Source organism: Mycetohabitans sp. B46 (assembly GCF_037389205.1).
Taxonomy (GTDB): Bacteria; Pseudomonadota; Gammaproteobacteria; order Burkholderiales; family Burkholderiaceae; genus Mycetohabitans.
Window position 1 is genome coordinate 152,843 of the sequence record NZ_JADBGL010000008.1, and the last position, 22,691, is coordinate 175,533.

Below are 22,691 nucleotides of genomic sequence, written 5' to 3' on the forward strand. Positions count from 1 at the left end.
TCCTAGGATTATTTGTTATGAACTATTTGCAGGATTCTGGCCGTCGCGCCGTCACTGTTCCACGCCTTCAGCAGATGCGCGAGGCCGGCGAGCCAATCGCGGTGCTGACATGCTACGATGCGAGCTTTGCGGCATTGCTCGAGCGCGCGGGTGTAGATGTGCTCCTCATCGGCGACTCGCTCGGCAACGTGCTGCAGGGCCAGGCCACGACGTTGCCGGTCAGCGTGGCGGATATCGCGTACCATACTGCCAGTGTGGCACGCGGCAGCCGCGGCGATGCGCTGATCATCTCGGATTTGCCGTTTGGCAGCTACGGTACGCCGGCAGACGCGTATTCGAGCGCCGTCAAGCTAATGCAGGCGGGCGCGCAGATGGTCAAGCTTGAGGGCGGCGCGTGGCTTGCCGAGACGATCCGCTTCCTGGTCGAACGCTCGGTGCCGGTCTGCGCGCACCTGGGACTCACGCCGCAGTCGGTGCACGCGCTCGGCGGCTTCAAGGTCCAGGGCAAGAACGATTTGGCGGCCGAACAGTTGAAAAAGGACGCCCAGTTGATCGAGCAGGCCGGCGCGCAGATGGTCGTGCTTGAAGCGATTCCTGCTACGCTGGGGTCCCAGGTCACCGCGGCGCTGACAATTCCGACCATCGGCATCGGTGCCGGAATCGACTGCTCGGGTCAGGTACTGGTGTTGCATGACATGCTAGGCGTGTTCCCTGGCAAACGGCCTCGGTTCGTCAAGGATTTCATGGTCGGCCAGCCGTCGATCGAGGCCGCCGTCCAGGCCTACGTGCGCGCAGTCAAGGAACGGACGTTCCCCACCGCAGAGCACACGTTCTGAATCGACGTCGCTTCAGGCGAAGAAGGCGAAGCTAGCGGCGAAGCAACTGTGCCGGCATCGCGCCGCGCAGCGCATTGCAGACCACGAGCGCATCGCGGCGCTCAAAGTCGGCACGCGTGATCGGCCGCTCGATGGCCTGCCACGCTGGGTCCGCGAGCAGCACCGAGCGCATGACGCCGGGCAATACGCCGCTGGCCAGCGGCGGGGTGACCCAGCGGCCGTCGATTTGCACGAATACCGTGCTGCGGCCGCCTTCGGTCAACTCGCCACGCCGATTGAAAAACAACAGGTCAAACGCGTGATGGGTTTCCGCCAGCCGCCATGCCTGATCATAGGCATTCCGGCAGGTGGTCTTGTGACGCAGCAACGGATCATCCGGGTCCGGCGCAGCCATGCCGTGATCGTCAGCCAACAGCACGCGCACCGGACTGGGCGCAAGCGGGAGCAATGGCGCCGCGCTGACGTCGATCACCCCGTCCTTGCGCAGCGTCGCGCGCATCCGATAGGCGCCGCCCGGCGTGAGCGCCGCGCAGTCCTTTGCGAGCCGCGCCGCAAACACGCTGGCCTCGAACGGGAAGCCAAAATAGTGCGCGCTGCGCTCGATACGGGCGACATGAAGGTCTACGTGCCGCACGCCATCCCGCGTTGCATACATCGTCTCGAACAACTGGAAGCCGGGATCCGCCTCGGTCAAGAAGCGAGCCTTTAATGCACATTCGAAATATTCGTCATGCGCGACGCTGTCCAGCACAATGCCGGCGCCCACCCCGAACGTGCCCGCCCGCACGTCGACGCCCATGTCGGGAGCCGATCGCGGCTCCAGCACCAGCGTGCGAATAGCCACCGACAAACAAAAATCGCCGAGCGTGTGTGCGTCGGCAGGCGTATCGAGCCACCCGATCGCGCCGGTATACAACCCGCGTGGTGTCGTCTCAATCGACTCAATCAACGCCATCGTGCGCACCTTCGGCGCGCCGGTAATCGAGCCACACGGAAAAAGCGCCCGCAGCACGTCGGCAAACCTGATCTCATCACGCACGCGCGCATGCACGGTCGACGTCATTTGCCACACCGACGCGTACGGCTCAACCGCAAACAGTGCAGGCACGCGAACCGAGCCGGTCCGCGCGATTTTGCCCAGATCGTTGCGCAGCAAGTCGACGATCATCAGGTTCTCAGCCCGGTTCTTGTCGTCGGTGGCCAGCGCCCGCGCTTGCCGCGCGTCGAGTTGCGCTTCATTCTCCCGCGGCGCCGTGCCTTTCATCGGCCGCGCGACGATCGTCCCGCCACGATGCTCAACGAACAGTTCGGGCGACAGCGACAGCACATGGGTGCCGTCGGGTAGCGCCAGCAACGCACCGAACGACACCGGCTGACGCGCCCGCAAGCGTCGATACAACGCAGGCGCCGAGCCGAACATCTCGAACGCGAGCCGATACGTATAATTGACTTGATAGGAATCGCCGTCGTGCAATGCTGCATGAATGCGCGTGATCGCGTCGTCGAATGCGTCACGCGTGACGCTGCTGCGTACGTTCGCGATGCCGGCCACCCCGGGATCCGCGCGGCCATCGTCCTGCTGCTGCAACCACGCTGCGACCTGCTCCGGGAACAGGCGGCGCAACTCACGAAACAGAAGAATGCGCAGCGCACCGCCGCCGGTCCGCTTGGCCGGGCATTGCAGCCGTACCCCCCATTCATAATCCGCAAGCAACAGCGCATGCAGACCCGTGCGCAGATCGGCGTCGACTTCGGCGAGCAGCGCATCGAGCCGGCCAGGATCGGTGCAAATGCGCTCATGCGAAAACGCCGTATAAAGACGCGAGCGACATACAGGGGCATCGGCCGACGCCTCGCCGGGCGCACAGTCGTCGAGCAACGCGAACACGCGGGTGTTGCCGGGATCGCCCGCGGCCCGCCCCACTCCGGCGTCAAATGCCATCATGTCAATCGAAGAAGCGCTTCACACGGTCGAACCAGCCCTTGCTCTGCGGGCTATGCCGCGCACCCCCTTCGAGCAGCGATTTTTCGAACTGGCGCAGCAGGTCACGCTGCGTATCGGTCAGCTTGACCGGCGTCTCCACCTGCACGTGCACGTACAGGTCGCCCGGCAGACTTGAGCGCAAGCCCTTGAGGCCCTTGCCGCGCAGACGGAACGTCTTACCCGATTGCGTGCCCTCTGGCACGGTGAACGATGCCTTGCCGGCCAGCGTCGGCACCTCGATCTCGCCGCCCAGCGCCGCGGCGGTGAATGCGATCGGCATCTGGCAATGCAGGTCGTCGCCGTCACGCTCGAAGACCGTGTGCGGCTTGATGTGGATCTCCACATACAGATCGCCGTTCGGACCGCCATTGATACCCGGCTCGCCGTTGCCGGCGGAACGGATCCGCATCCCGTTATCGATGCCGGCGGGAATCTTCACCTCCAGCGTCTTGGTTTCCTTGACCTTGCCAACGCCGTGGCAATGGGCGCACGGCTCCGGAATGTACGTCCCAGTGCCGTGGCACTTCGGACACGCCTGCTGGATGCTGAAAAAACCCTGCGACATGCGCACCTGGCCTTGCCCATGGCAGGTCGGGCACGTTTCGGGCTTGGTGCCCGGCTTCGCGCCGGAGCCATGGCATACCTGGCACGATGCCCAGCTCGGCACACGGATTTGCGTCTCATAGCCATGCGCAGCCTGCTCCAGCGTGATCTCCATGCTGTAGCGCAGGTCCGCGCCGCGGTACACCTGCGGACCGGCACGCCGGCCACCACCCGCGGCTTGCCCAAAGATATCGCCGAAGATGTCGCCGAACGCATCGGCAAAGCCGCCGAAGCCTTGTGCACCGGCGGCGCCCATGTTCGGGTCCACGCCCGCATGGCCGTACTGATCGTACGCGGCGCGCTTCTGCGAGTCGGACAGCATCTCGTAGGCCTCCTTCGCCTCCTTGAAACGCTCTTCCGCCTCCTTATTGCCAGGATTGCGGTCCGGGTGGTACTTCATTGCCAGCTTCCGATACGCCTTCTTAATTTCGTCATCGGACGCATTTTTGGCGACACCCAGCACGTCGTAGTAGTCCCGTTTGGCCATATCGAGTCAATGCCACAAAACAAAATGGGCCCGGAGAGCCGCTAAGCCCGCCAGGCGCGCTGTCTTCGCCATCGTGCTGCGGTGCACGATGGCACACAGGTGGCCAGTCCGGTGGACGCAGCACGCCTTGCGCACCGCCCACCGGCCGCCACCGCCGCTTCACTCAGTCCTTCTTCACTTCCTTGAAGTCGGCGTCGACGACGTCGTCCTCGGCTTTGCCCGACGGCGCAGCAGACTGCGCGTCGGGCGCCGCCCCGGCCGCACCCGCCTGAGCCTGCATGTCGGCGTACATCTTCTCGCCGAGCTTTTGCGACACCTTCGACAGCGCCTCGATCTTCGCCTCAACCTGTGCCTTGTCGGACGCGCTCTTCAGCGCTTCCTCCAGTTCCTTGAGCGCAGCCTCGATCGCGGTCTTCTCGCTCGCGTCGATCTTGTCGCCGTAGTCGGACAGCGCCTTCTTCGTGCTATGCACCAGCGCGTCACCCTGGTTGCGCACGTCGGCCAGCTCGCGCAGACGGTGGTCCTCCTCGGCGTTCGCCTCAGCATCCTTCACCATCTTCTCGATCTCAGCCTCGGACAGGCCCGAATTGGCCTTAATCGTGATCTTGTTCTCTTTGCCAGTGCCCTTGTCACGCGCATGCACATGCAGGATGCCGTTCGCGTCGATGTCGAACGTCACTTCGATCTGCGGCACGCCGCGCGGCGCGGGCGGGATGCCTTCCAGGTTGAATTCGCCCAGCAGCTTGTTGCCAGCCGCCATCTCGCGCTCACCCTGGAACACCTTGATCGTCACCGCCGACTGGTTGTCGTCGGCCGTCGAGTACACCTGCGTGTGCTTGGTCGGGATCGTCGTGTTCTTGTTGATCATCTTGGTCATCACGCCGCCGAGCGTCTCGATGCCCAGCGACAGCGGCGTCACGTCCAGCAACAGCACATCCTTGCGGTCGCCGGAGAGTACCTGGCCCTGGATCGCCGCGCCAACCGCGACCGCCTCGTCCGGGTTCACGTCGCGACGCGGATCCTTGCCGAAGAACGCCTTGACCTTGTCTTGCACCTTCGGCATCCGCGTCATGCCGCCCACTAGGATCACGTCATCGATGTCGCTGACCTTCACGCCCGCGTCCTTGATCGCGATCCGGCACGGCTCGATCGTGCGCTCGATCAGCTCCTCGACCAGCGCCTCCAGCTTCGCGCGGGTGATCTTCAGGTTCAAGTGCTTCGGGCCGGACGCATCCGCCGTGATATACGGCAGGTTGATCTCGGTTTGTGCCGAACTCGACAGCTCGATCTTGGCCTTCTCGGCCGCTTCCTTCAGCCGTTGCAGTGCGAGCACGTCCTTGGACAGATCGACGCCCTGCTCCTTCTTGAACTCACCGATGATGTAGTCGATGATCCGCTGATCAAAGTCCTCGCCACCAAGGAACGTGTCGCCGTTGGTCGACAACACCTCGAATTGCATTTCGCCGTCCACGTCCGCGATCTCAATGATCGAGATGTCGAACGTGCCACCGCCCAAGTCATAGACCGCGATCTTGCGATCTCCCTTCTCGGATTTGTCCAGTCCGAATGCGAGCGCCGCGGCAGTCGGCTCGTTGATGATCCGCTTCACGTCCAGGCCGGCGATGCGGCCCGCATCCTTCGTGGCTTGCCGCTGGCTGTCGTTGAAGTACGCCGGCACGGTGATCACCGCTTCAGTCACCGGCTCGCCCAGGTAATCCTCGGCCGTCTTCTTCATCTTGCGCAGCACTTCGGCGGAAATCTGCGGCGGTGCGAGCTTCTTGTCACGCACCTGCACCCACGCGTCGCCATTGTCCGCCTTGATGATCTGGTAAGGCATTAGGCCAATGTCCTTCTGCACTTCCTTCTCTTCAAAGCGACGGCCGATCAGCCGCTTGACGGCAAACAGCGTGTTCTTTGGGTTCGTCACGGACTGACGTTTGGCCGGCGCGCCGACCAGAATCTCGCCATCGTCCATATACGCGATGATCGAAGGCGTCGTGCGTGCACCTTCCGAATTCTCAATCACCCGCACCTGGTTGCCTTCCATCAGCGCCACGCACGAATTCGTGGTACCGAGGTCGATCCCGATAATCTTGCCCATTTTTACTAATCTCCTGGCTTTGATCTAGCTAGACCCGCGCAGCACGCGGTCATTCATTCACGTCTGCCCACAACGTGGGTACAACAGCGCCGATTTCAATACCCTGGCGTGCATGCGGGCTTTGCCGTGGCAAGACGCCGGCCGCGCTCACTTGGGGGCAGCCACGGTAACCAACGCCGGACGCAGCACACGGTCGGCGATCACGTAGCCTTTTTGCAACACGCTGACGACAGTGTTGGCCTCCTGCTCGGCCGGCACCATCGAAATCGCCTGGTGCCGGTGCGGGTCGAATTTCTCGCCGACCGGATTGATCTGCACGACACGCCCCTTCTCCAGCGCGCTCGACAATTGACGCAACGTCAACTCAACGCCCTCACGCACCTTCGCCAAGTCGCCAGCGTTGTCCGCCAGCGCAGCCTCCAGGCTATCGACGACCGGCAGCAGGTGTTCGGCAAAACTTTCGATCGCGAACTTGTGCGCCTTGGCGACGTCATCCTGCGCGCGCCGCCGTACGTTCTCGGTTTCCGCGCAGGCGCGCAAAAAACTCTCTTGCAACTCGGCGATCTTGGCATGCGCTTGCTCGAGGGCGTTGGCCTCAGCGGCGGCATTGGCCTCGTCCAATTGCCCATTGTCGGCGCCCGGCTGTGCCGCCGCGGCGACCTCGCGCTGAGCCTCGGCCGATTGCACCGGTGCGTCCTGCGCCATTTGCGTGCCGTTGCCGGTGGGTTCAGTATCCGATGCGGGGCGATTCTGGCTTGCTTGCTTCTCTTCCATGATGGCCGTGGTCAATTTCAGTCAATGGTTCGATTCGGCTCTTCCCGCCCTCGGCCGCCCCGACGGGCGCTAGGGCGCGGGAAGCCGCGGTTGCGCAATCGACATGGGGTCAACGCAGACCTTTTCAATAGTGCGCTGCAAAAAGTCGCAGCGCAGCGCCGTATGGCGTGGCACGCGTGGCGTGGCAATATGCCGTTACCCCATTTCCCGCATGGGTTACGCGATTTACGTATGGTTGACACGATTTTCCGTCTATTGCGTCGCAAATAGATTGAGCGCCCGCCGGCGCTGACCTACACTTCGCTATAAGGCGCTCCAAGACGCATTTACCCTGAATTTCGTCAACAGCACTCGCCACCGCCCAGCCAAATGCCCGTTTCCGCCCGTGCCATGAAACTGACCTTTGCCATTGGAGTGGTCGCCGTGGTATTGATCGCGGGAACCACCGCCATTTGCCTGTCCGGTGCCGTCACCGAGTCTACGACCGAGTACGGCGGCGTCCACGCGACGTTCGAGTCACTGTTCAATCCGCACCAGACAGCTTGTCAATGATGCGCCGATCGCGCTTCGTCGGCCGCCCGTGAAGCGTCGCAGCCGGCTCCCGGAAGGTCCTGCGCCGCTCCAGCTCGGCCAGCCGCCGCGCGTTGCCGGCCGGCGTCTCCTCGTATAGCGTCTGCGCGATCGCCGCCGGGCCGCGCACCTCACATACGCCGCGCACCTGCACTTCCCATACGATGCGCTCGATGTCGATTTGCACAATGTCGCCGACGCGCACCTCCTTAGCCGCCTTCACCGACTCGCCGCCGATGCACACCCGGCCCTTACTAAGTGCGTCGGCCGCCAGTGAGCGGGTCTTGAAAAACCGCGCCGCCCACAGCCACTTGTCGATGCGCAGCCGCGCGTGAGGATCAGTTGAAATCTGCAACTTCATCGGTCACTCACGCGGATGTCCCTGCCGTGCCCTGTTGCGATGCCGCAGTCGGCCACCCTTGCAGATGGGTGACGACGATCTCGGCCAGCGCTCGAATCCACGGTTGCGCGTCATTAACACAGGGAATCCGATGGAACTCGCGCCCCCCCGCCCGCAAGAACGTATCGCGACCCTCGATGCCAATTTCCTCGAGCGTCTCGAGGCAATCGGACGTGAAGCCCGGGCAGAACACGTCGACCCGACCGGCCCCGGCCGCGCCCAACTCCTGCAGCGTCGGTGCGGTATAAGGTTGCAGCCATTGCGCGCGTCCGAATCGCGACTGGAACGTGAGCCGGCATTCAACCTCGGTCAATCCGAGTGCATGAGCCAGCAACGTCGCGGTTTGCCGGCATTGCTCGGCATAGGGATCGCCCAAATCCAACGTGCGCTTGGGCACGCCATGAAAGCTTAGCAACAGCCGATCGCCGGCCGCAAAATCGGGCCGGCCGTGCTGCTGCCAATAGCGCAGCACCTGAGACGCCAGCGCCTCGATATAGGCGGGATGGTCCGCATAATGCTTGATCGTGCGGATCTCCAGTTGGTTGCGCATGCGCGCCAGCGCGCAGAACGCCGCATCGAATGCACTGGCGCTGGTCGAGGCTGAATACTGCGGATACAGCGGCACCAATAGCACCCGCTCGGCGCCGGCACGCTTGAGCTGATTCAGCACATTGCCGATGCTGGGTGAGCCGTAGCGCATGGCATAATCGACGAGCACAGCGCAACGGCCCGCCGCCAGCCGCTGCCTCAGGCCGTCAACCTGCCGCTCGGTGTGCACGCGCAGCGGTGAGCCCTCCGCCTCCCAGATTGCCGTGTACTTGCGCGCTGACGCGCGGCCGCGCAGCGGCAGGATCAGCGCACGCAGAATGATCTGCCAGAGCGGCGCAGGAATCTCGACGACGCGCGGGTCGGATAGAAACTCGGCCAAGTAGCGCCGCACCGCGCGCGGCGTCGGTGCAGTGGGGGTGCCAAGGTTGATCAGCAGCACACCGACCCGGTGCGATGCGCTCGGCTGCGATGGCAACTCAAGATCAAAATGCATGAGAGGATCCGTTGAGCACCGCCATGGTGCACTTGTTATCCGATTATAACGGCCGCTCGGCGCTTGCCGCGGTGGTGCGGATGATGGCCATCCGGAGAGTGGTGCGCCACGCTGAATCAGCGCAGGATGTACCCGCAGGTTCGCGTCAATGCTGAGACAGCGCGAACGACAGGAGACGGGCCGTGATATCGACGATTGGAATCACACGGTTGTACGCCATGCGGGTCGGACCAATCACGCCGAGCGTGCCGACGATTTTGCCATCGACCTCATACGGCGCGGTCACGACGCTCATTTCCTCGATCGGCACGAGCGTGGATTCTCCACCGATGAAGATCTGCACGCCCTGCGCATGGCTCGATACGTCGAGCAACTGGAGCAGGCTCGTCTTCTGGTCAAAGACATCGAACAGCTTGCGCAGGCGCGCCATGTCGGACGACAGATCGGCTACTTCAAGCAGGTTCCGTTCACCCGAGATCAGGACGTTGTCGGATTCGTCGTCGGTTTCCGTGCTAGCGGTGACGGCGGCCTGCATCAGCTGCATCATGTCGCCGCGCAGCGCATCGATTTCCTCGCGCAGTCGGCGTCGCACCTCATCGAACGACAAGCCCGCATAATGCGCGTTGATATAGTTGGAGGCCTCGGTTAGCTGCGACGGCGAATAGTCGCGCTGAGTCGCCATGATTCGGTTCTGCACGTCACCTTCGGGGGTGACGATGATCAGCAAGATCCGCTTGTCGGACAGCCGCATAAACTCGATCTGCTTAAACACGTGGCTGCGCCGCGGCGTGAGCACGACGCCGGCGAACTGCGACAGGTTGGACAGCACGCTGGCCGCTGCCGCGACGACCTTCTGCGTCTCGCCCGGCTTGAGCTTGTCTTGCACCGCGAGCTTGACCTCGGCTTCCTGCGCGTCGGGCTGCACGGTCAGCATCGTGTCGACGAACAACCGGTAGCCGCGTGGCGTCGGAATCCGCCCGGCCGACGTATGAGGACTGGCGACAAGCCCAAGCTCCTCGAGGTCGGACATCACGTTGCGGATCGTCGCCGGACTGAGTTCGAGGCCTGAATACTTGGACAACGTGCGCGAACCGACCGGCTGACCTTCGGCGATATACCGTTCGATCAGCGTCTTAAGCAGGGTCTGGGCACGAGGATCTAGCATGGTGAAAATTCTAGCTTAAATCTGCGCGCGGCGAGGATTGGCATCGATCCGACGCGCACGTGCGAGCCAAAACACGAAGGCATACAGTTTGTCAGATACCTATGGTGTAATGCGGGCATGGAAATGGGCCAATTTAAGACCGTTGCGCTGATCGGCCGCAACAACACGCCTGGCATCGGCGAGCCGCTTGCCGCGCTCGCCGGTTGCCTGACGCAACGCGGCTTTCAGATCGTGTTCGAAGCCGACACGGCGCGCGAAAACAATTTGCACGCCTATCCGGCGCTCACGCCGGCGCAGATCGGCGCGCGCGCTGACGTCGCCGTCGTGCTCGGCGGCGACGGCACAATGCTGGGTATCGGCCGGCAACTCGCGCCTTACCATACCCCGCTCATCGGTGTCAACCATGGCCGACTCGGCTTCATCACCGATATCGCGATCGCCGACATGAAGCAATTGGTGCCGCACATGCTGTCAGGCAGCCATGAGCGCGAGGAGCGCTCGTTGCTGGAGGCCCGCATCATGCGCAACGGCGAGCCGATCTACCACGCGCAGGCGCTGAACGACGTCGTCGTGAACCGCAGCGGCTTCTCCGGGATGGCAGAGCTACGCGTGTCGGTCGATGGCCACTTCATGTCGGACCAACGCTCGGACGGGCTGATCGTGGCCACGCCAACCGGTTCCACCGCATACGCGCTCTCGTCTAACGGCCCGTTGCTGCATCCGCAATTGCAAGGGATCGTGCTAGTGCCGATCGCGCCACACGCGTTGTCAAACCGGCCAATCGTTTTGCCCGATACGTGCCGGATTACGATTCAGATCATCGGCGGGCGCGACGTCAACGTGAATTTCGATATGCAGTCATTCACCGCGTTGCACCTCAAGGATACGATCGAGGTGTGGCGCTCCAAGCACACGGTGCCGTTCCTGCATCCGGTTGGCTACAGTTATTACCGGACCTTGCGCAAGAAGCTGCACTGGAATGAGCACTCGTCGCTCGGCGCGGACGAGCCCGGCTAAGCCAGCGCCCGTCGCCGCACGCCAGCTCAATCGTTGCCAACCCAACCAATCCGCCTTTCACGACGACCGCTTTCGTTCGCCTATGCTGCGTCATTTGTCGATCCGGGATTTTGTCATCGTCGCCTCGCTCGACATCGAGCTCGAGCGTGGCTTTACCGTTTTTTCCGGCGAAACCGGCGCCGGCAAATCCATTCTGATCGACGCGTTGGCGCTGGCGCTCGGCGCGCGAGCCGACGCGACAGTGGTCCGCACTGGCCAGAGCCGTGCAGATATCACCGCAGAGTTCGACGCGCATGAGGGCGCCGCGCGGTGGCTGGCCGAGCATGCGTTTGACGACGGCAGTGGGCACGTGGTGCTGCGCCGCGTGATTGACGCCAACGGCCGTTCGCGTGCATTCATCAACGGCACGGCCGCTACGCTGGGCCAGTTGCGGGACATCGGCGAAATGCTGGTGGACATCCATGGCCAGCACGCCCACCAGTTGCTGATGCGCGGCGACGCGCAGCGCGAGCTGTTCGATGCGCACGCGGGCCTGACGACGCTGGCCACGGACGTCGCGCGGGCGTGGCGTGGCTGGCGCGACGCGGCGGCAGCCGTGCAGGCCGCGCAAGCGCGCGAGCGCGAGATGCAATTCGAGCGCGAGCGGCTAGTGTGGCAATTGTCAGAGCTTGAGAAGCTGGCGCCACAACCCGGCGAATGGGATGAGATCAGTGCCGAGCACCGCCGGCTGTCCCACGCGGCGAACCTAATCGACGGTGTGCAGGCGGCGCTAGGTGCCTTGTCCGAGTCGGACGAGGCCATGATCACGCAACTGGGTACCCTTATCGCGAAACTGCGCGGCCTGGCCGAGATCGACAGCACGCTCGGCGACGCGTTGGCCGCGCTAGAGCCGGCCGAAATTCAACTGCAAGAAGCGGCCTACTCGCTAACCCACTATGCGCAGCGACTCGAGCTGGACCCGGCGCGGCTCGCGCAGGTCGAAGCCCGGCTCGATGCATTGCATTCAACTGCGCGCAAATTCAGGATGCAACCGGATGCACTGCCCGACGAGTTGCTAGCACGACGCGCCCAATTGCAAGCGCTGGATGCGGCGACCGACATCGACGCGTTGCACGCCGCGCAGGCGCGCGCGAAGCAAGCCTACATGGCGCTGGCGGAGCGACTCTCCAAGGCCCGCGCCAAGGCGGCCAAGGCGCTGAGCAGCGCGGTGACCACCGGGATGCAGGACTTGTCGATGGCCGGCGGGCGGTTCGACGTCGCGTTGGAGCCATTGCCCGAAGGCGGCCAGCATGGGCTCGAGCAGGTCGAGTTCCGCGTGGCCGGCCACGCCGGTGTGCCGTTGCGACCGCTAGCGAAAGTGGCGTCCGGAGGCGAGTTGGCACGCATCAGCCTCGCGCTGTCGGTAATTGCGAGCACTGCGAGCCCAACGCCAACGCTGATCTTTGACGAAGTCGACAGCGGCATCGGCGGCGCCGTCGCGGAAGTCGTTGGACGACTGCTGCACCAACTCGGCCAGATCCGGCAAGTGTTGTGCGTGACCCACCTGCCGCAGGTCGCCGCCCGCGGCGAGCACCACTTCAGCGTGGCCAAGTCCACCGATGCGCAAGGCGCAACGCTCAGCGAAGTGACCGCGCTGGATCGCGCCAGCCGCGTCGAGGAGGTCGCGCGCATGCTCGGGGGCGTTGAGATTACGGCCACCACACGCAAGCACGCGAAGGAAATGCTGGCTGCTTGAAGCGTCTTCACACACCGAAGACCTGCTCCCATAGCCGCATGACCGCGTCGCGCTCGGCCTGCACGCGTTCGGGCGGCACACGCGCCTTGTCCATGCCATCGAGCCGCAGCGCATGCTGTCGCTTGCGATAGGCTCGATAGGCGCCGCCGACCTGCTCCGCCTGTGTCTCGGACATCAGCCCGATGCGGGCCGCCTCGCGCAGCAATGCGATGTTGCCGGTGTTGCGCCGCAGCGCTGAATGCGCGCCGGCATGCAACAGCACCCAGTACTGGACGATGAATTCGATATCGACCATGCCGCCGCGATCGTGCTTTAGATCGAACAGCGCCGTGGGATTGGGATGGCCTTCGGCCACCTTTTGTCGCATCGCCACGATCTCCGTGGCCAGCGCCCGCGCATCGCGCGGCTGAGCGAGCACCTGGTCACGGATCGCGTCGAACTGCGCGCCGATGGCCGCATCCCCGGCGCAGAAGCGCGCGCGTGACAACGCCTGGTGCTCCCATACCCACGCGGTGTTAGCCGCGTCCCCCTCGCGCAATTGGTACCGCCGAAAGGCGTTGAGGCTCGTGACCAACAGCCCGGCCTCGCCGTTCGGCCTGAGCCTCAAGTCCACGTCGAACAGCGTGCCAGCGCCAGTAGACAGGGTCAGCCACGTGATCAGCCGTCGTGCGAACAGCGCATAGACCTCTGCGGCACGCTCGTCCGGATCGTCGTACAGAAAGATGATGTCCAGGTCCGACGCATAACCCAGCTCTTTGCCGCCGAGCTTGCCGTACGCCATGATCGAGAAGCGCGGCACGTCGCAATGACGGCGGGCCAACTGCGGCCATACGGTCTGCAGCGTCACATCCAGGATCGCGTCGGCCAGTTCCGACAACCGGTCGCTGATATGCTCGACCGATAGATGACCGCCGAGATCCAGCAGTAGGATCCGGAACACCTCGGCCTGGTGCGCGTGACGCAGCAGATCCATCTGGTGCTCAGCGCCGTCTGCCTCGGCAAGCCGGGCGAGCAGCATCCGCTTGAACTCGGTCCAGTCGAACGGGCTGGCCAGCGCCTCGTCGTCGAGCAACTCGTCAAGTACCTGCGGATGGCGGATCAGATAACCGGCGGCCCAACGCGACTCGCCAAGCACGGCGAACACGCGTGCCAGCGCAGCCGGATACTCAACCAGCAGCGCCAGGTACGAACCACGCCGCGCGACCGCCTCGAGTAGATCGAGAAAGCGCAGCAGCGTCGCATCGACCCTTTCATGGCAATGCGTCGGCGCCGCCTCCAATGCGCGCAGCACAAGCGTGTCGAAACGCGCCCGATGACGCTCCGGCAGGCTGGCATAGCGCGCGGACTGCCAGACCGCGTGCAATCGCGACAGGATGGCTGGCGGGTCGTTAAACCCCAGCGAGGCAAGCCGGACGCGCAACTCATCGTCGGCCGCCTCATCGGCAAGTGCACTGCTCCAGATCCAAGTGGCAGCCTCCTCCCACGCCGTGCCGCCAACCTTGCCAAGCGCTGGGTCGCCCGTGCCGGCCGGCGCGGCCGCGTTGCCACGCTTGCGAGCGAAGATCTGGTCGAACTGCTGCGCGACAAACTCGCGGTGGCACGCCAGCACGGCCAGCAGCGCCGGATAGTCGGTAAAACCGAGTGATGCCGCCAGTTGCGCGCGCTCGCCTTCGTCCACGGGCATCGCATGGGTTTGCGCGTCATTCACGTATTGCAGCCGGTGCTCGATGCAGCGCAGCATGTGATACGCCTGCGCAAGTCGCTGAACCGCGCCACGCGCGATCAAGCCGTGCGAGGCGGCATGATCGAGTACCGCCAGTGTCGGCCGAATACGGAACCCGGCGTCTTGACCGCCCCGGATCAGCTGGAAGACCTGCGCAGTGAATTCGATCTCGCGGATGCCGCCGCGACCTAGCTTGATGTCATCGGCCTTGTCACGGCGCGACGACGCGCGGCGGGCGGCCTCCTGACGGATCTGCACATGCAGCGCCCGGATCGCCGCAATCACGCCGAAATCGAGATAACGGCGGTAGACGAACGGTCTGACCTGTGCATCCAGTTGCGCCGCCAGTCGCGCGCCGGCGTCGCTGTCCACGTCCGACACCAGCCGTCCCTTGATCCAAGCGTAGCGTTCCCATTCGCGTCCCTGCACGTAGAAATACTCCTCCAACATGCCGAGGCTGCAGACAAGCGGACCCGAATCACCGTTTGGACGCAACCGCATGTCCACGCGGAACACGTATCCATCCGCGGTATGCTCGGCCAGCGCACCGATCAGCCGGCGCCCGACCCGGGTAAAGAAGTCTTGGTTCGAGATCGGCGCGCGGGAGCCGCCTTCGGTCTCGCCGTCGTCCTCGTAGACGAAAATCAAGTCGATGTCCGAGGACACGTTCAACTCGCATCCACCAAGCTTGCCCATGCCCACCACGCCGAGTGTTTGCGGCTGTCGCTGCGCGTTCAGCGGCATGCCATACAGCGCGTGCAACTCGGCACTGATCGTGGCAAGCGAGCGGCGGATTGCCACTTCGGCCCAATCCGTCATCGTGCCGGTCACCTCCGGCACATCGGCCAGCCCGGCCAGGTCGCGCTCCATTACCGCGCAAAACAGCTCGGTGCGCACCAGGCGCAGTGCACGCCTGAGCACGTCGTCGCCCACAGGCTCGTCCTGTGGCGCACCCAGTTGCGCGAGCCGCTGCTCAATCCAGTGCCGCGTCAGCGGCGCGCGCGCAAGCTCACGCACCCGCGCAGCGAGTTCGGGCCGTGCCGCGTATTGCCGAGCGGCATAGCGGGAGTAAGCGGCGCTCAACAGCGATGCGGCGTCAGACGCCAGCGGGGAACTTGGCAGCGGCATGTCAGTCATCGTGTCATTGGTGCGGCATATGCAATGGAACCCGCGGCGGCGGCGGGTTTGGCTCGCATGCCGTATGTTACATTTGGTTTTTCCGCCCAACCTATCATACGTTCCGCGCTCCTCGCATGCCCGACCGCCAGGAAACACTCGACCCGAACGATGCGCGCAACGCAAAAGCCGGGAGCGGATGGCGGCGCGGGCCAAGCGAGCGGGTGCTGCGCCGCGTACTCGCATGCTGCGCGAGCGTGGCCATCACACTGTACTTTGGCGTCGCGGCCCTGTACGTCGGGCTGCGCTACGTCATTTTTCCCCAACTGGATTCGCTGCGGCCGCGCATCGAGCAACGGATCTCGGACACGCTGCACGCGCAGGTGCACATCGGTCGGCTCACCGGGCGCTGGAGCGGGCTACAGCCGACGTTAGACATCGACCAACTGACGATCATGGGCCCGAACGGCCAGCGCATGCTCGCGGTGCCCACCGCCAGCGCAACGCTGTCGTGGCGCTCATTGCCGCGTCTGGCGCCGGTGCTCTCGAGCCTGATAGTAGAACAACCCGAGGTCTTCGCTGAGCGGCACCCCGACGGCACCTATACGATTGCCGGCGTGCGGATGGATCCACGCCAGCGCGGCAGCAACGCGCTCCTGCGCTGGCTGATGACGCAGCGCGCCATCGCGTTGCACGGGGGCGTCCTGCACTGGAGCGACGCGCAGCGCGGCTTGCCGACGCTGACGTGGCGCGGCATCCACGTGGCTATCGACAACCGCGGCCTACTTCACCGGCTCGGCGTGCAGGCGCAGCCGGACGGACGCTTGCTGCGCGGGCCGCTCGACTTGCGCGCACGCTTGCGCCATTCGCCACTGAAGCCGCTCACCGAACCGGCGGGCTGGACCGGCACGATGTTTATGTCAAGCGGCGATATGGCGCTGCCCGAACTGGCCCGCTACACGGATGCGCGCCTGGACACGCAGAGCGGCACGCTGGACGTGGCTGCGTGGTTCGACTTCGCGGCCGGCAAATGGAGCGGTGCGCGCGGCGCATTGTCCGGGTCCGCATTGCGGCTGCGCATGGATCCGACGCTGCCATGGCTGGACGTGCCCAGCATCGGGCTGGACTGGTCGCTGCAGCGCAACGACATGCGCAATCTCGATTACACGCTGAGCCTGGGCAATCTGCGCGCCGAACTTGGCGGGCAGGCCCCGCTCGCGGACGGCACGCCCATTACCCGCCTGCTGAGCATTGGCGAATTTAACGGCCGGCTCCGCCGCGCGACGCTGGGCCACGGCCAACTGATCCGTATCAGCGGCGACACGGTCGATCTCGGGCTGCTCGCGCAGTTCGTGCGCACGTTGCCGCTGCCCCACCATGTGCTCAACGAACTGGACCGGTTCGACCCGCGCGGCACGCTGGCAAACTATGCGATACAGGTCGAGCGCCGCGCGCCGCGTACCCGCGAGGCTGCCAGCGTGGCGGCTGTTGAAGGCGGCGAGCCGATCGTACGCTATCGCGTCAAGGCTGCACTCGAGGGTGTCAGCGTCGGCGCGCAGGAACCGCCGCCGGGCCTTACACCAGGCGGCCACCCGCACGTGGGCCTGCCCGGCGCAGAAAACATCTGGGGCAAGATCGACGCCGACCAGAACGGCGGTCATGCGGCGATCGATACCGTCCACGCCGCGGTCACGATCCCAGGGGCATTCGACAATCCGCGACTCACGTTCAACCGGTTCGCGGCCGAAGCGACATGGACCGCGCATCCGCTAGCGGCGAACGCGGTTCGCCCCGCCGTTGCCGTCAACCTCTCGCGACTCGTCGTCGATAACGACGACGTGCGGGCCAGCGCGACCGGCACCTACTCGAATCCCGGCCACGGACGCGGCAAGCTCGACATGGAGGCAAGGTTCGACCGGCTGTCGCTGCCCCGCCTCGCGCGCTATCTGCCGACCGGCGTCGGCGAACATACCCGCGCCTACCTGGACCATGCGCTGACGGCCGGGACCGCGCATAATGCGACGATCGCCATCCATGGCGAACTGGCCGAGTTCCCGTACACACATCATCCCCACGCGGGCATCTTCAAGATTGTCGCGCCGTTTCGAGACGGCGGATTCGATCCAACGCCGCACCCGCCGAAGCGGATGAGCAACGGCACGCCGGAGGTATGGCCGGCGTTCGACGGCATCGACGGGCTGTTTCGGATGGACCAGAACATGCTGCGCTTTGATATCCAGCGCGCACGCTACCAGCGTGTCGCCCTCACGCAGTTGACCGGCCGCATCGATGATTTGGGCAACTTGAACTCGGATCTGGTGATCAACGGCGTGGCCAGTGGCCCGCTAGCCGACATGCTCGACTACGTAAATCGCAGCTCGCTGGCGGTACTGTCCGACCACCTGAGCGAGTCCGTGCGGGCAAAAGGCAACGCGACGCTGGCGCTGCGGCTGGCGATCCCGCGCCATCCGGACAAGCTGCATGTCGGCGTGAACGGCTCGGTTACGCTGGCGGACAACGCAGTGTCATTCGTGCCCGGCAAGCGGCTCGCCGTGCTGCCGCCGGTCACGCAAATCCATGGCAAGGTCGATTTCACCGAGCACACAATGACGATCGGGCATGCCAGCGGTCAGTTCCTCGGCGGCGAGATCCACGCCGACGGCGGGATCCAGCAGGACGGCTTGAGCCGCTTCGACGTGTCGGGTCACCTGCTTGCCGATGCGGCCCGTAGCGCAGTGCCGCCCGGGCCGCTGGCCACGCTGCTCACCCGCATATCGGGCAGCGCGCCTTACTCGGTGGCGGTGCGCACGCGCAAGAACGAATTGCCCGACATCTCGGCCACCTCGGATTTAAGTGGGCTGGCGCTGCAATTACCGGTGCCGTTCACGAAGCCGGCCGGCGTGCCGATGCCGTGCTCGTTGCGCCTGCGGCCCACAGCCGCCGGTGAGCGACCTGCGACAGGCATCAGTCGCCTGGATGCACGACTCGGTCCGCTCCATGCCATTTATCTGATGCGTCGCGGCAACGACGACAGGCTGGCGATCCTGCGCGGCGCGATCGCCGTGAACCGGGAAGCGGTGCTACCCGGTGAAGGCGTGACCGCGGCGGCGCACGTGGCGCACTTCGATGCAGACGCGTGGCGCGCGCTGCTTGATGCCATGTCGGTTCCCGCCGAGGCCATATCAGTTGAGCCGGCAGCGGCCACTGCGCCGTCCCTGCTCCCTGCTCCGGCTTACGCCGCCCCATTCGCTTCTTCGCCGGACACGGCCTTCCCGCTCGACCTGCCCGGCAATATCGCGGCACTTGTGCCCACCCGCGTCGGCCTGCACTTCGATACGTTGACGTTGTTGAACCGCCGCTGGGAAAACGTGGTAATCGGCGCGACACACACACCGGGCGCATGGCAAGCGAATATTGCATCGGACGATGTGTCCGGCCATATCGCGTGGCACGCGAAAACGCCGCGCAGCCCATACGGGCAGCTTGACGCGCGGCTGGCCAAACTGATAATCCCAGACAGCCACGATGAGACACTGGTGAGTCGCGTGCTCGAGGCGCCAGCGCAGCATGTCCCGGCGATTGACCTGATCGTCAACGAACTCACCGTGCGCGGACACAACTTTGGCAAACTGGAAGTCAACGCACGCAACATCAACGAAAACGGCGTACCCGTCTGGCAATTGGACAAGCTGGATGTGACGAACCCAGCAGCCAAGCTGTCGGCAACCGCTAGCTGGAGAACGCCGCGCCGCGCGCGCACCAGCACCAGCACCAGCAATAGCACCAGCAACAGAGGCAACGACACTGATAGTGGCACTGGCACTGGCACCGACGATAACCCGCGGCGCACTGCGCTGGATTTCAAGCTCGATATCGCCGACGGCGGTGCCCTGCTCGACCGTCTCGGCCTGCCCCGCACGCTCAAGGGCGGCAATGGCACGCTATCCGGCAAGGTCGGCTGGCGCGGTGGACCGACGCGCATCGATTATCCGACGCTGAGCGGGAACCTGTCGCTCGGACTGTCGCATGGCCAGATCCTAAAAGTCGAGCCGGGCGCCGCCAAGCTGCTCGGCGTGCTCAGCCTGCAATCGCTCGCTCGCGTGGCGACATTGGACTTAGGCACATTGTTTGGCGAAGGACTGCCGTTTGACAATGTGACCGCTACCGGCATGATTAGCAACGGCATCGCTAAGACTGAGGATTTCATGCTGAACAGTGCAGCAGCAAAGGTCACGATGCAAGGCCACGCGGATCTTAGGTGCGAGCAGCAAGACCTGCTGGTGACGGTGGTCCCCTCGCTGAGCGTGGGTACTGCAGCACTGGCCACGGCCGTGGTCAACCCGCTGCTCGGCCTGGGTACCTTCGTCGCCGGTCTGGTCTTGTCCGACCCCATTTCGCAGTCGTTCGCGCGCCACTACGCGGTAACTGGCTCGTGGTCGCATCCGCAGGTCGAGCAGGTGTCGGACGATCGCGGTAAGATGAGCCGACCTGAATCTCATCTGTCACGGTAATGAACCACTCCGTTTTTCGCGCCAGCGGCTCCGCGTCCGGCACGTTCACGCTGGCGGCGCTGCAAATGGTCAGCACGCCGGACGTAGCGCGGAACTTGCGAGCCGCCGATGAGTTGATCGCCGAAGCCGCAGCCGGCGGCGCACAACTCGTGCTGCTGCCCGAGTATTTCTGCTTAATGGGGCATCGCGACGCCGACAAGCTGGCCGTGCGGGAAGCGCCGGGCGACGGCCCGATTCAGCAATTTCTCGCCGGTGCCGCAACGCGGCATCGCGTGTGGGTCATTGGTGGCACGCTGCCGCTCGTGGCCCCGGAACCGGGGCGGGTGATGAACACCACGCTGGTGTTCGACCCGCAAGGCCGAGCCGTGGCCCGCTACGACAAGATCCATCTGTTTAGCTTTGACCAGGATGACGAGTCGTTTGACGAGGCGCGCACGATCCGGCCCGGCACCGACGTCGTCGCGTTCGACGCGCCGTTTGGCCGCGTGGGCTTGTCGGTATGCTATGACTTGCGCTTTCCGGAGTTGTATCGCAAGCTTGGCGACTGCGCGCTAATCGTCGTGCCATCGGCCTTCACGTACACGACCGGCCATGCACATTGGGAGATGCTGCTGCGTGCGCGCGCCGTCGAAAACCAGTGCTACGTGCTGGCCGCGGCCCAGGGCGGCACGCATGAGAACGGGCGCCGCACATGGGGCCACAGCATGCTGGTGGACCCATGGGGCCAGGTCGTCGCCGTGCGCACCGAGGGTGCCGGCGTAGTATCGGGCACGATCGATGTCCAACGTATCGCGCAGGTGCGGCAGAGCCTGCCGGCGTATCGGCATCGGGTGCTGGCATGAGCATACCGCAGCGTCGTTGCCCGCAAGCCGGCGGCGGCCCACGCCGCGTCCAGCAGGGCCGCTCACGGCTTGAATCGTGCCGTCGCGACGCCAACTTCTGTCCAAACTCCTGTCCATTTACCAGTCAAACGGGCGAGCCCGCATGAACCTCATCGAACCTCAAATCCGCCATCTCGCCACCGCCAAGGACCTGCTGCTCACGCGCTACGGACTCGACGAGGCCATCCTCGTGCGCACGCTGGGCGAGATTTTCTCCCATCGCGTTGACTACGCGGACCTGTACTTCCAAACGACCCGCAGTGAAGCGTGGAGCCTGGAGGAAAACATCGTCAAATCGGGCAGCTTCAGCATCGACCAGGGCGTGGGCGTGCGCGCGGTGGCCGGCGAGCGCACCGCGTTTGCGTACTCGGATGATTTGTCGCCGCAAGCGCTGGCACAGGCAGCTCAGGCCACCCGCGCGATCGCCCGGGCTGGGGGCGGAAAGACTCGCGTGCGGGCGGCCGGTGCGTTGCACGGCGTCGCAGGCCGCGACCTGTACCTGCCGGACGATCCGCTGCACTCGCTGGATGCGAATGCGAAAGTGGCGCTGCTGGAGCGCGTCGAAAAAATGGCTCGCGCGAAGGACCCACGCATCACGCAGGTCATGGCGGGCTTGGCGGGCGAATACGACGTCGTGCTGGTGGCGCGCAGCGACGGCGCGCTGGCCGCCGACGTGCGTCCGCTCGTGCGCGTGTCGGTCACCGTGATTGCGGAGCAGAACGGGCGCCGTGAGATCGGCACCGGCGGTGGCGGAGGCCGCTACGACTATGGCTACTTCACCGACGAGGTGCTGACACGATACGTCGACGACGCGGTGCATGCCGCACTGGTGAACCTGGAGGCACGCCCCGCGCCCGCCGGCACGATGACCGTCGTGCTCGGGCCGGGCTGGCCGGGCGTGCTGCTGCACGAGGCGATCGGCCACGGGTTGGAGGGTGACTTCAACCGCAAGGGCTCGTCGGCGTTCGCCGGACGCATCGGCGAGCGGGTCGCGGCCAACGGCGTCACAGTGGTCGATGACGGCACGCTGGCGAACCGGCGCGGCTCGCTGAACATCGATGACGAGGGCAACCCCACGCAATGCACGACGCTGATCGAGGACGGCATCCTGACCGGCTACATGCAGGACACGTTGAACGCGCGGCTGATGAAGATGAAGGTAACCGGCAACGCGCGGCGCGAATCGTATGCTGCGTTGCCGATGCCGCGCATGACCAACACCTACATGCTGGGCGGCGACAAGGATCCCGCCGAGATCATCGCGTCGGTCAACCATGGCCTGTACGCGGTAAACTTCGGTGGCGGACAAGTCGATATCACGAACGGCAAGTTTGTGTTCTCCGCCTCCGAGGCCTACATGATCGAGAACGGCAAGATTGCCTACCCGGTCAAAGGCGCGACGCTAGTGGGCAGCGGACCGGAGTCGCTTAAGTACGTGTCGCTGATCGGCAACGACATGTCGTTGGACACAGGCGTAGGCGTATGCGGCAAGGAAGGCCAGAGCGTGCCGGTCGGCGTCGGGCAGCCGACGCTGCGCATTGACCGCATGACGGTGGGTGGCACGGTATAACGCCAATCGTGCCGGTGCCGCAAGGGGATTGCGGTTTTGATTGAAATGACGCAATCATGCATCGTCGTTGTCGCCCCCTGTTGCCAACGGGGGTTCGTCCAGAGTATAAAGTCGGCGTAGTCGGAACCGACGCCACCTTTCAATTCGTTTGCATTCCGCGATGTCCGCCAAGTTTT

15 protein-coding genes are annotated in these 22,691 nt (G+C 64.6%); 7 read left to right on the forward strand and 8 right to left on the reverse strand.

Annotated features, from left to right (window positions below; genetic code table 11):
• The first annotated feature begins 17 nt into the window (after window positions 1-17).
• On the forward strand, window positions 18-836 hold the full coding sequence (gene panB, locus IHE30_RS10730; RefSeq protein ID WP_337690469.1) for a 3-methyl-2-oxobutanoate hydroxymethyltransferase: 819 nt from the start codon (window positions 18-20) through the stop codon (window positions 834-836).
• A gap of 31 nt (window positions 837-867) precedes the next feature.
• On the opposite strand, the gene pabB is transcribed toward panB, so the two are convergent.
• The 4 genes from pabB to grpE form a co-directional block, all read right to left on the reverse strand.
• A complete protein-coding gene (gene pabB, locus IHE30_RS10735) occupies window positions 868-2,781 on the reverse strand; it encodes an aminodeoxychorismate synthase component I (protein ID WP_337690470.1) in 1,914 nt (637 codons plus the stop codon).
• A gap of 1 nt (window position 2,782) precedes the next feature.
• Window positions 2,783-3,910: a molecular chaperone DnaJ gene (dnaJ, locus tag IHE30_RS10740; RefSeq protein ID WP_337690471.1), complete on the reverse strand. Its 1,128-nt coding sequence runs from the start codon at window positions 3,908-3,910 to the stop codon at window positions 2,783-2,785.
• Between the two features lie 163 nt (window positions 3,911-4,073).
• The gene (gene dnaK, locus IHE30_RS10745; RefSeq protein ID WP_337690472.1) at window positions 4,074-6,011 is read right to left on the reverse strand and encodes a molecular chaperone DnaK; all 1,938 of its coding nucleotides are present in this window, start codon (window positions 6,009-6,011) and stop codon (window positions 4,074-4,076) included.
• Between the two features lie 147 nt (window positions 6,012-6,158).
• Window positions 6,159-6,716, reverse strand: a complete 558-nt coding sequence (grpE, locus tag IHE30_RS10750) for a nucleotide exchange factor GrpE (RefSeq protein WP_443193645.1) — start codon at window positions 6,714-6,716, stop codon at window positions 6,159-6,161.
• A gap of 459 nt (window positions 6,717-7,175) precedes the next feature.
• On the opposite strand from grpE, the gene IHE30_RS10755 reads away from it, so the two are divergent.
• On the forward strand, window positions 7,176-7,337 hold the full coding sequence (locus tag IHE30_RS10755; RefSeq protein ID WP_337690475.1) for a hypothetical protein: 162 nt from the start codon (window positions 7,176-7,178) through the stop codon (window positions 7,335-7,337).
• On the opposite strand, the gene IHE30_RS10760 is transcribed toward IHE30_RS10755, so the two are convergent.
• The 3 genes from IHE30_RS10760 to hrcA form a co-directional block, all read right to left on the reverse strand.
• The gene (locus IHE30_RS10760; RefSeq protein ID WP_337690476.1) at window positions 7,309-7,716 is read right to left on the reverse strand and encodes an RNA-binding S4 domain-containing protein; all 408 of its coding nucleotides are present in this window, start codon (window positions 7,714-7,716) and stop codon (window positions 7,309-7,311) included. The genes IHE30_RS10755 and IHE30_RS10760 overlap by 29 nt on opposite strands.
• A 7-nt stretch (window positions 7,717-7,723) precedes the next feature.
• Window positions 7,724-8,797 (reverse strand): ferrochelatase, encoded by a 1,074-nt coding sequence (hemH, locus tag IHE30_RS10765; RefSeq protein WP_337690478.1) that lies wholly within the window; start codon window positions 8,795-8,797, stop codon window positions 7,724-7,726.
• Window positions 8,798-8,942: 145 nt separating this feature from the next.
• A complete protein-coding gene (hrcA, locus tag IHE30_RS10770; protein ID WP_337690480.1) occupies window positions 8,943-9,962 on the reverse strand; it encodes a heat-inducible transcriptional repressor HrcA in 1,020 nt (339 codons plus the stop codon).
• A 117-nt stretch (window positions 9,963-10,079) separates the two neighbouring features.
• Between hrcA and IHE30_RS10775 the strand changes: the two genes are divergently transcribed.
• Together IHE30_RS10775 and recN are read left to right on the forward strand one after the other, a co-directional pair.
• Entirely contained in the window at window positions 10,080-10,979 is a 900-nt protein-coding gene (locus IHE30_RS10775) for an NAD kinase (RefSeq protein WP_337690482.1), read from the forward strand.
• Window positions 10,980-11,061: 82 nt separating this feature from the next.
• Window positions 11,062-12,714 (forward strand): DNA repair protein RecN, encoded by a 1,653-nt coding sequence (gene recN / locus IHE30_RS10780; protein WP_337690484.1) that lies wholly within the window; start codon window positions 11,062-11,064, stop codon window positions 12,712-12,714.
• Window positions 12,715-12,721: 7 nt separating this feature from the next.
• Here recN and glnE read toward each other — a convergent pair whose 3' ends face one another.
• The gene (glnE, locus tag IHE30_RS10785) at window positions 12,722-15,574 is read right to left on the reverse strand and encodes a bifunctional [glutamate--ammonia ligase]-adenylyl-L-tyrosine phosphorylase/[glutamate--ammonia-ligase] adenylyltransferase (protein WP_337690486.1); all 2,853 of its coding nucleotides are present in this window, start codon (window positions 15,572-15,574) and stop codon (window positions 12,722-12,724) included.
• Window positions 15,575-15,690: 116 nt separating this feature from the next.
• Here glnE and IHE30_RS10790 point away from each other — a divergent pair, with 116 nt between their 5' ends.
• From IHE30_RS10790 to tldD, 3 genes are all read left to right on the forward strand, one after another.
• Window positions 15,691-20,064: a YhdP family phospholipid transporter gene (locus IHE30_RS10790; RefSeq protein WP_337690488.1), complete on the forward strand. Its 4,374-nt coding sequence runs from the start codon at window positions 15,691-15,693 to the stop codon at window positions 20,062-20,064.
• On the forward strand, window positions 20,064-20,906 hold the full coding sequence (locus IHE30_RS10795) for a carbon-nitrogen hydrolase family protein (protein ID WP_337690490.1): 843 nt from the start codon (window positions 20,064-20,066) through the stop codon (window positions 20,904-20,906). Before IHE30_RS10790 ends, IHE30_RS10795 begins: the two co-directional genes overlap by 1 nt.
• 142 nt (window positions 20,907-21,048) lie before the next feature.
• Window positions 21,049-22,515 carry a metalloprotease TldD gene (gene tldD, locus IHE30_RS10800; protein WP_337690492.1) on the forward strand — a complete coding sequence of 489 codons (1,467 nt, stop codon included), beginning with the start codon at window positions 21,049-21,051 and terminating at the stop codon, window positions 22,513-22,515.
• Window positions 22,516-22,691 lie beyond the last annotated feature (176 nt).

Bases quoted from the DNA above. Each gene is read 5' to 3' on its own strand.
- panB (WP_337690469.1), top strand. From the start codon at position 18: ATGAACTATTTGCAGGATTCTGGCCGTCGCGCCGTCACTGTTCCACGC.
- pabB (WP_337690470.1), bottom strand. From the start codon at position 2,781: ATGATGGCATTTGACGCCGGAGTGGGGCGGGCCGCGGGCGATCCCGGC.
- dnaJ (WP_337690471.1), bottom strand. From the start codon at position 3,910: ATGGCCAAACGGGACTACTACGACGTGCTGGGTGTCGCCAAAAATGCG.
- dnaK (WP_337690472.1), bottom strand. From the start codon at position 6,011: ATGGGCAAGATTATCGGGATCGACCTCGGTACCACGAATTCGTGCGTG.
- grpE (WP_443193645.1), bottom strand. From the start codon at position 6,716: ATGGCGCAGGACGCACCGGTGCAATCGGCCGAGGCTCAGCGCGAGGTC.
- IHE30_RS10755 (WP_337690475.1), top strand. From the start codon at position 7,176: ATGAAACTGACCTTTGCCATTGGAGTGGTCGCCGTGGTATTGATCGCG.
- IHE30_RS10760 (WP_337690476.1), bottom strand. From the start codon at position 7,716: ATGAAGTTGCAGATTTCAACTGATCCTCACGCGCGGCTGCGCATCGAC.
- hemH (WP_337690478.1), bottom strand. From the start codon at position 8,797: ATGCATTTTGATCTTGAGTTGCCATCGCAGCCGAGCGCATCGCACCGG.
- hrcA (WP_337690480.1), bottom strand. From the start codon at position 9,962: ATGCTAGATCCTCGTGCCCAGACCCTGCTTAAGACGCTGATCGAACGG.
- IHE30_RS10775 (WP_337690482.1), top strand. From the start codon at position 10,080: ATGGAAATGGGCCAATTTAAGACCGTTGCGCTGATCGGCCGCAACAAC.
- recN (WP_337690484.1), top strand. From the start codon at position 11,062: ATGCTGCGTCATTTGTCGATCCGGGATTTTGTCATCGTCGCCTCGCTC.
- glnE (WP_337690486.1), bottom strand. From the start codon at position 15,574: ATGACTGACATGCCGCTGCCAAGTTCCCCGCTGGCGTCTGACGCCGCA.
- IHE30_RS10790 (WP_337690488.1), top strand. From the start codon at position 15,691: ATGCCCGACCGCCAGGAAACACTCGACCCGAACGATGCGCGCAACGCA.
- IHE30_RS10795 (WP_337690490.1), top strand. From the start codon at position 20,064: ATGAACCACTCCGTTTTTCGCGCCAGCGGCTCCGCGTCCGGCACGTTC.
- tldD (WP_337690492.1), top strand. From the start codon at position 21,049: ATGAACCTCATCGAACCTCAAATCCGCCATCTCGCCACCGCCAAGGAC.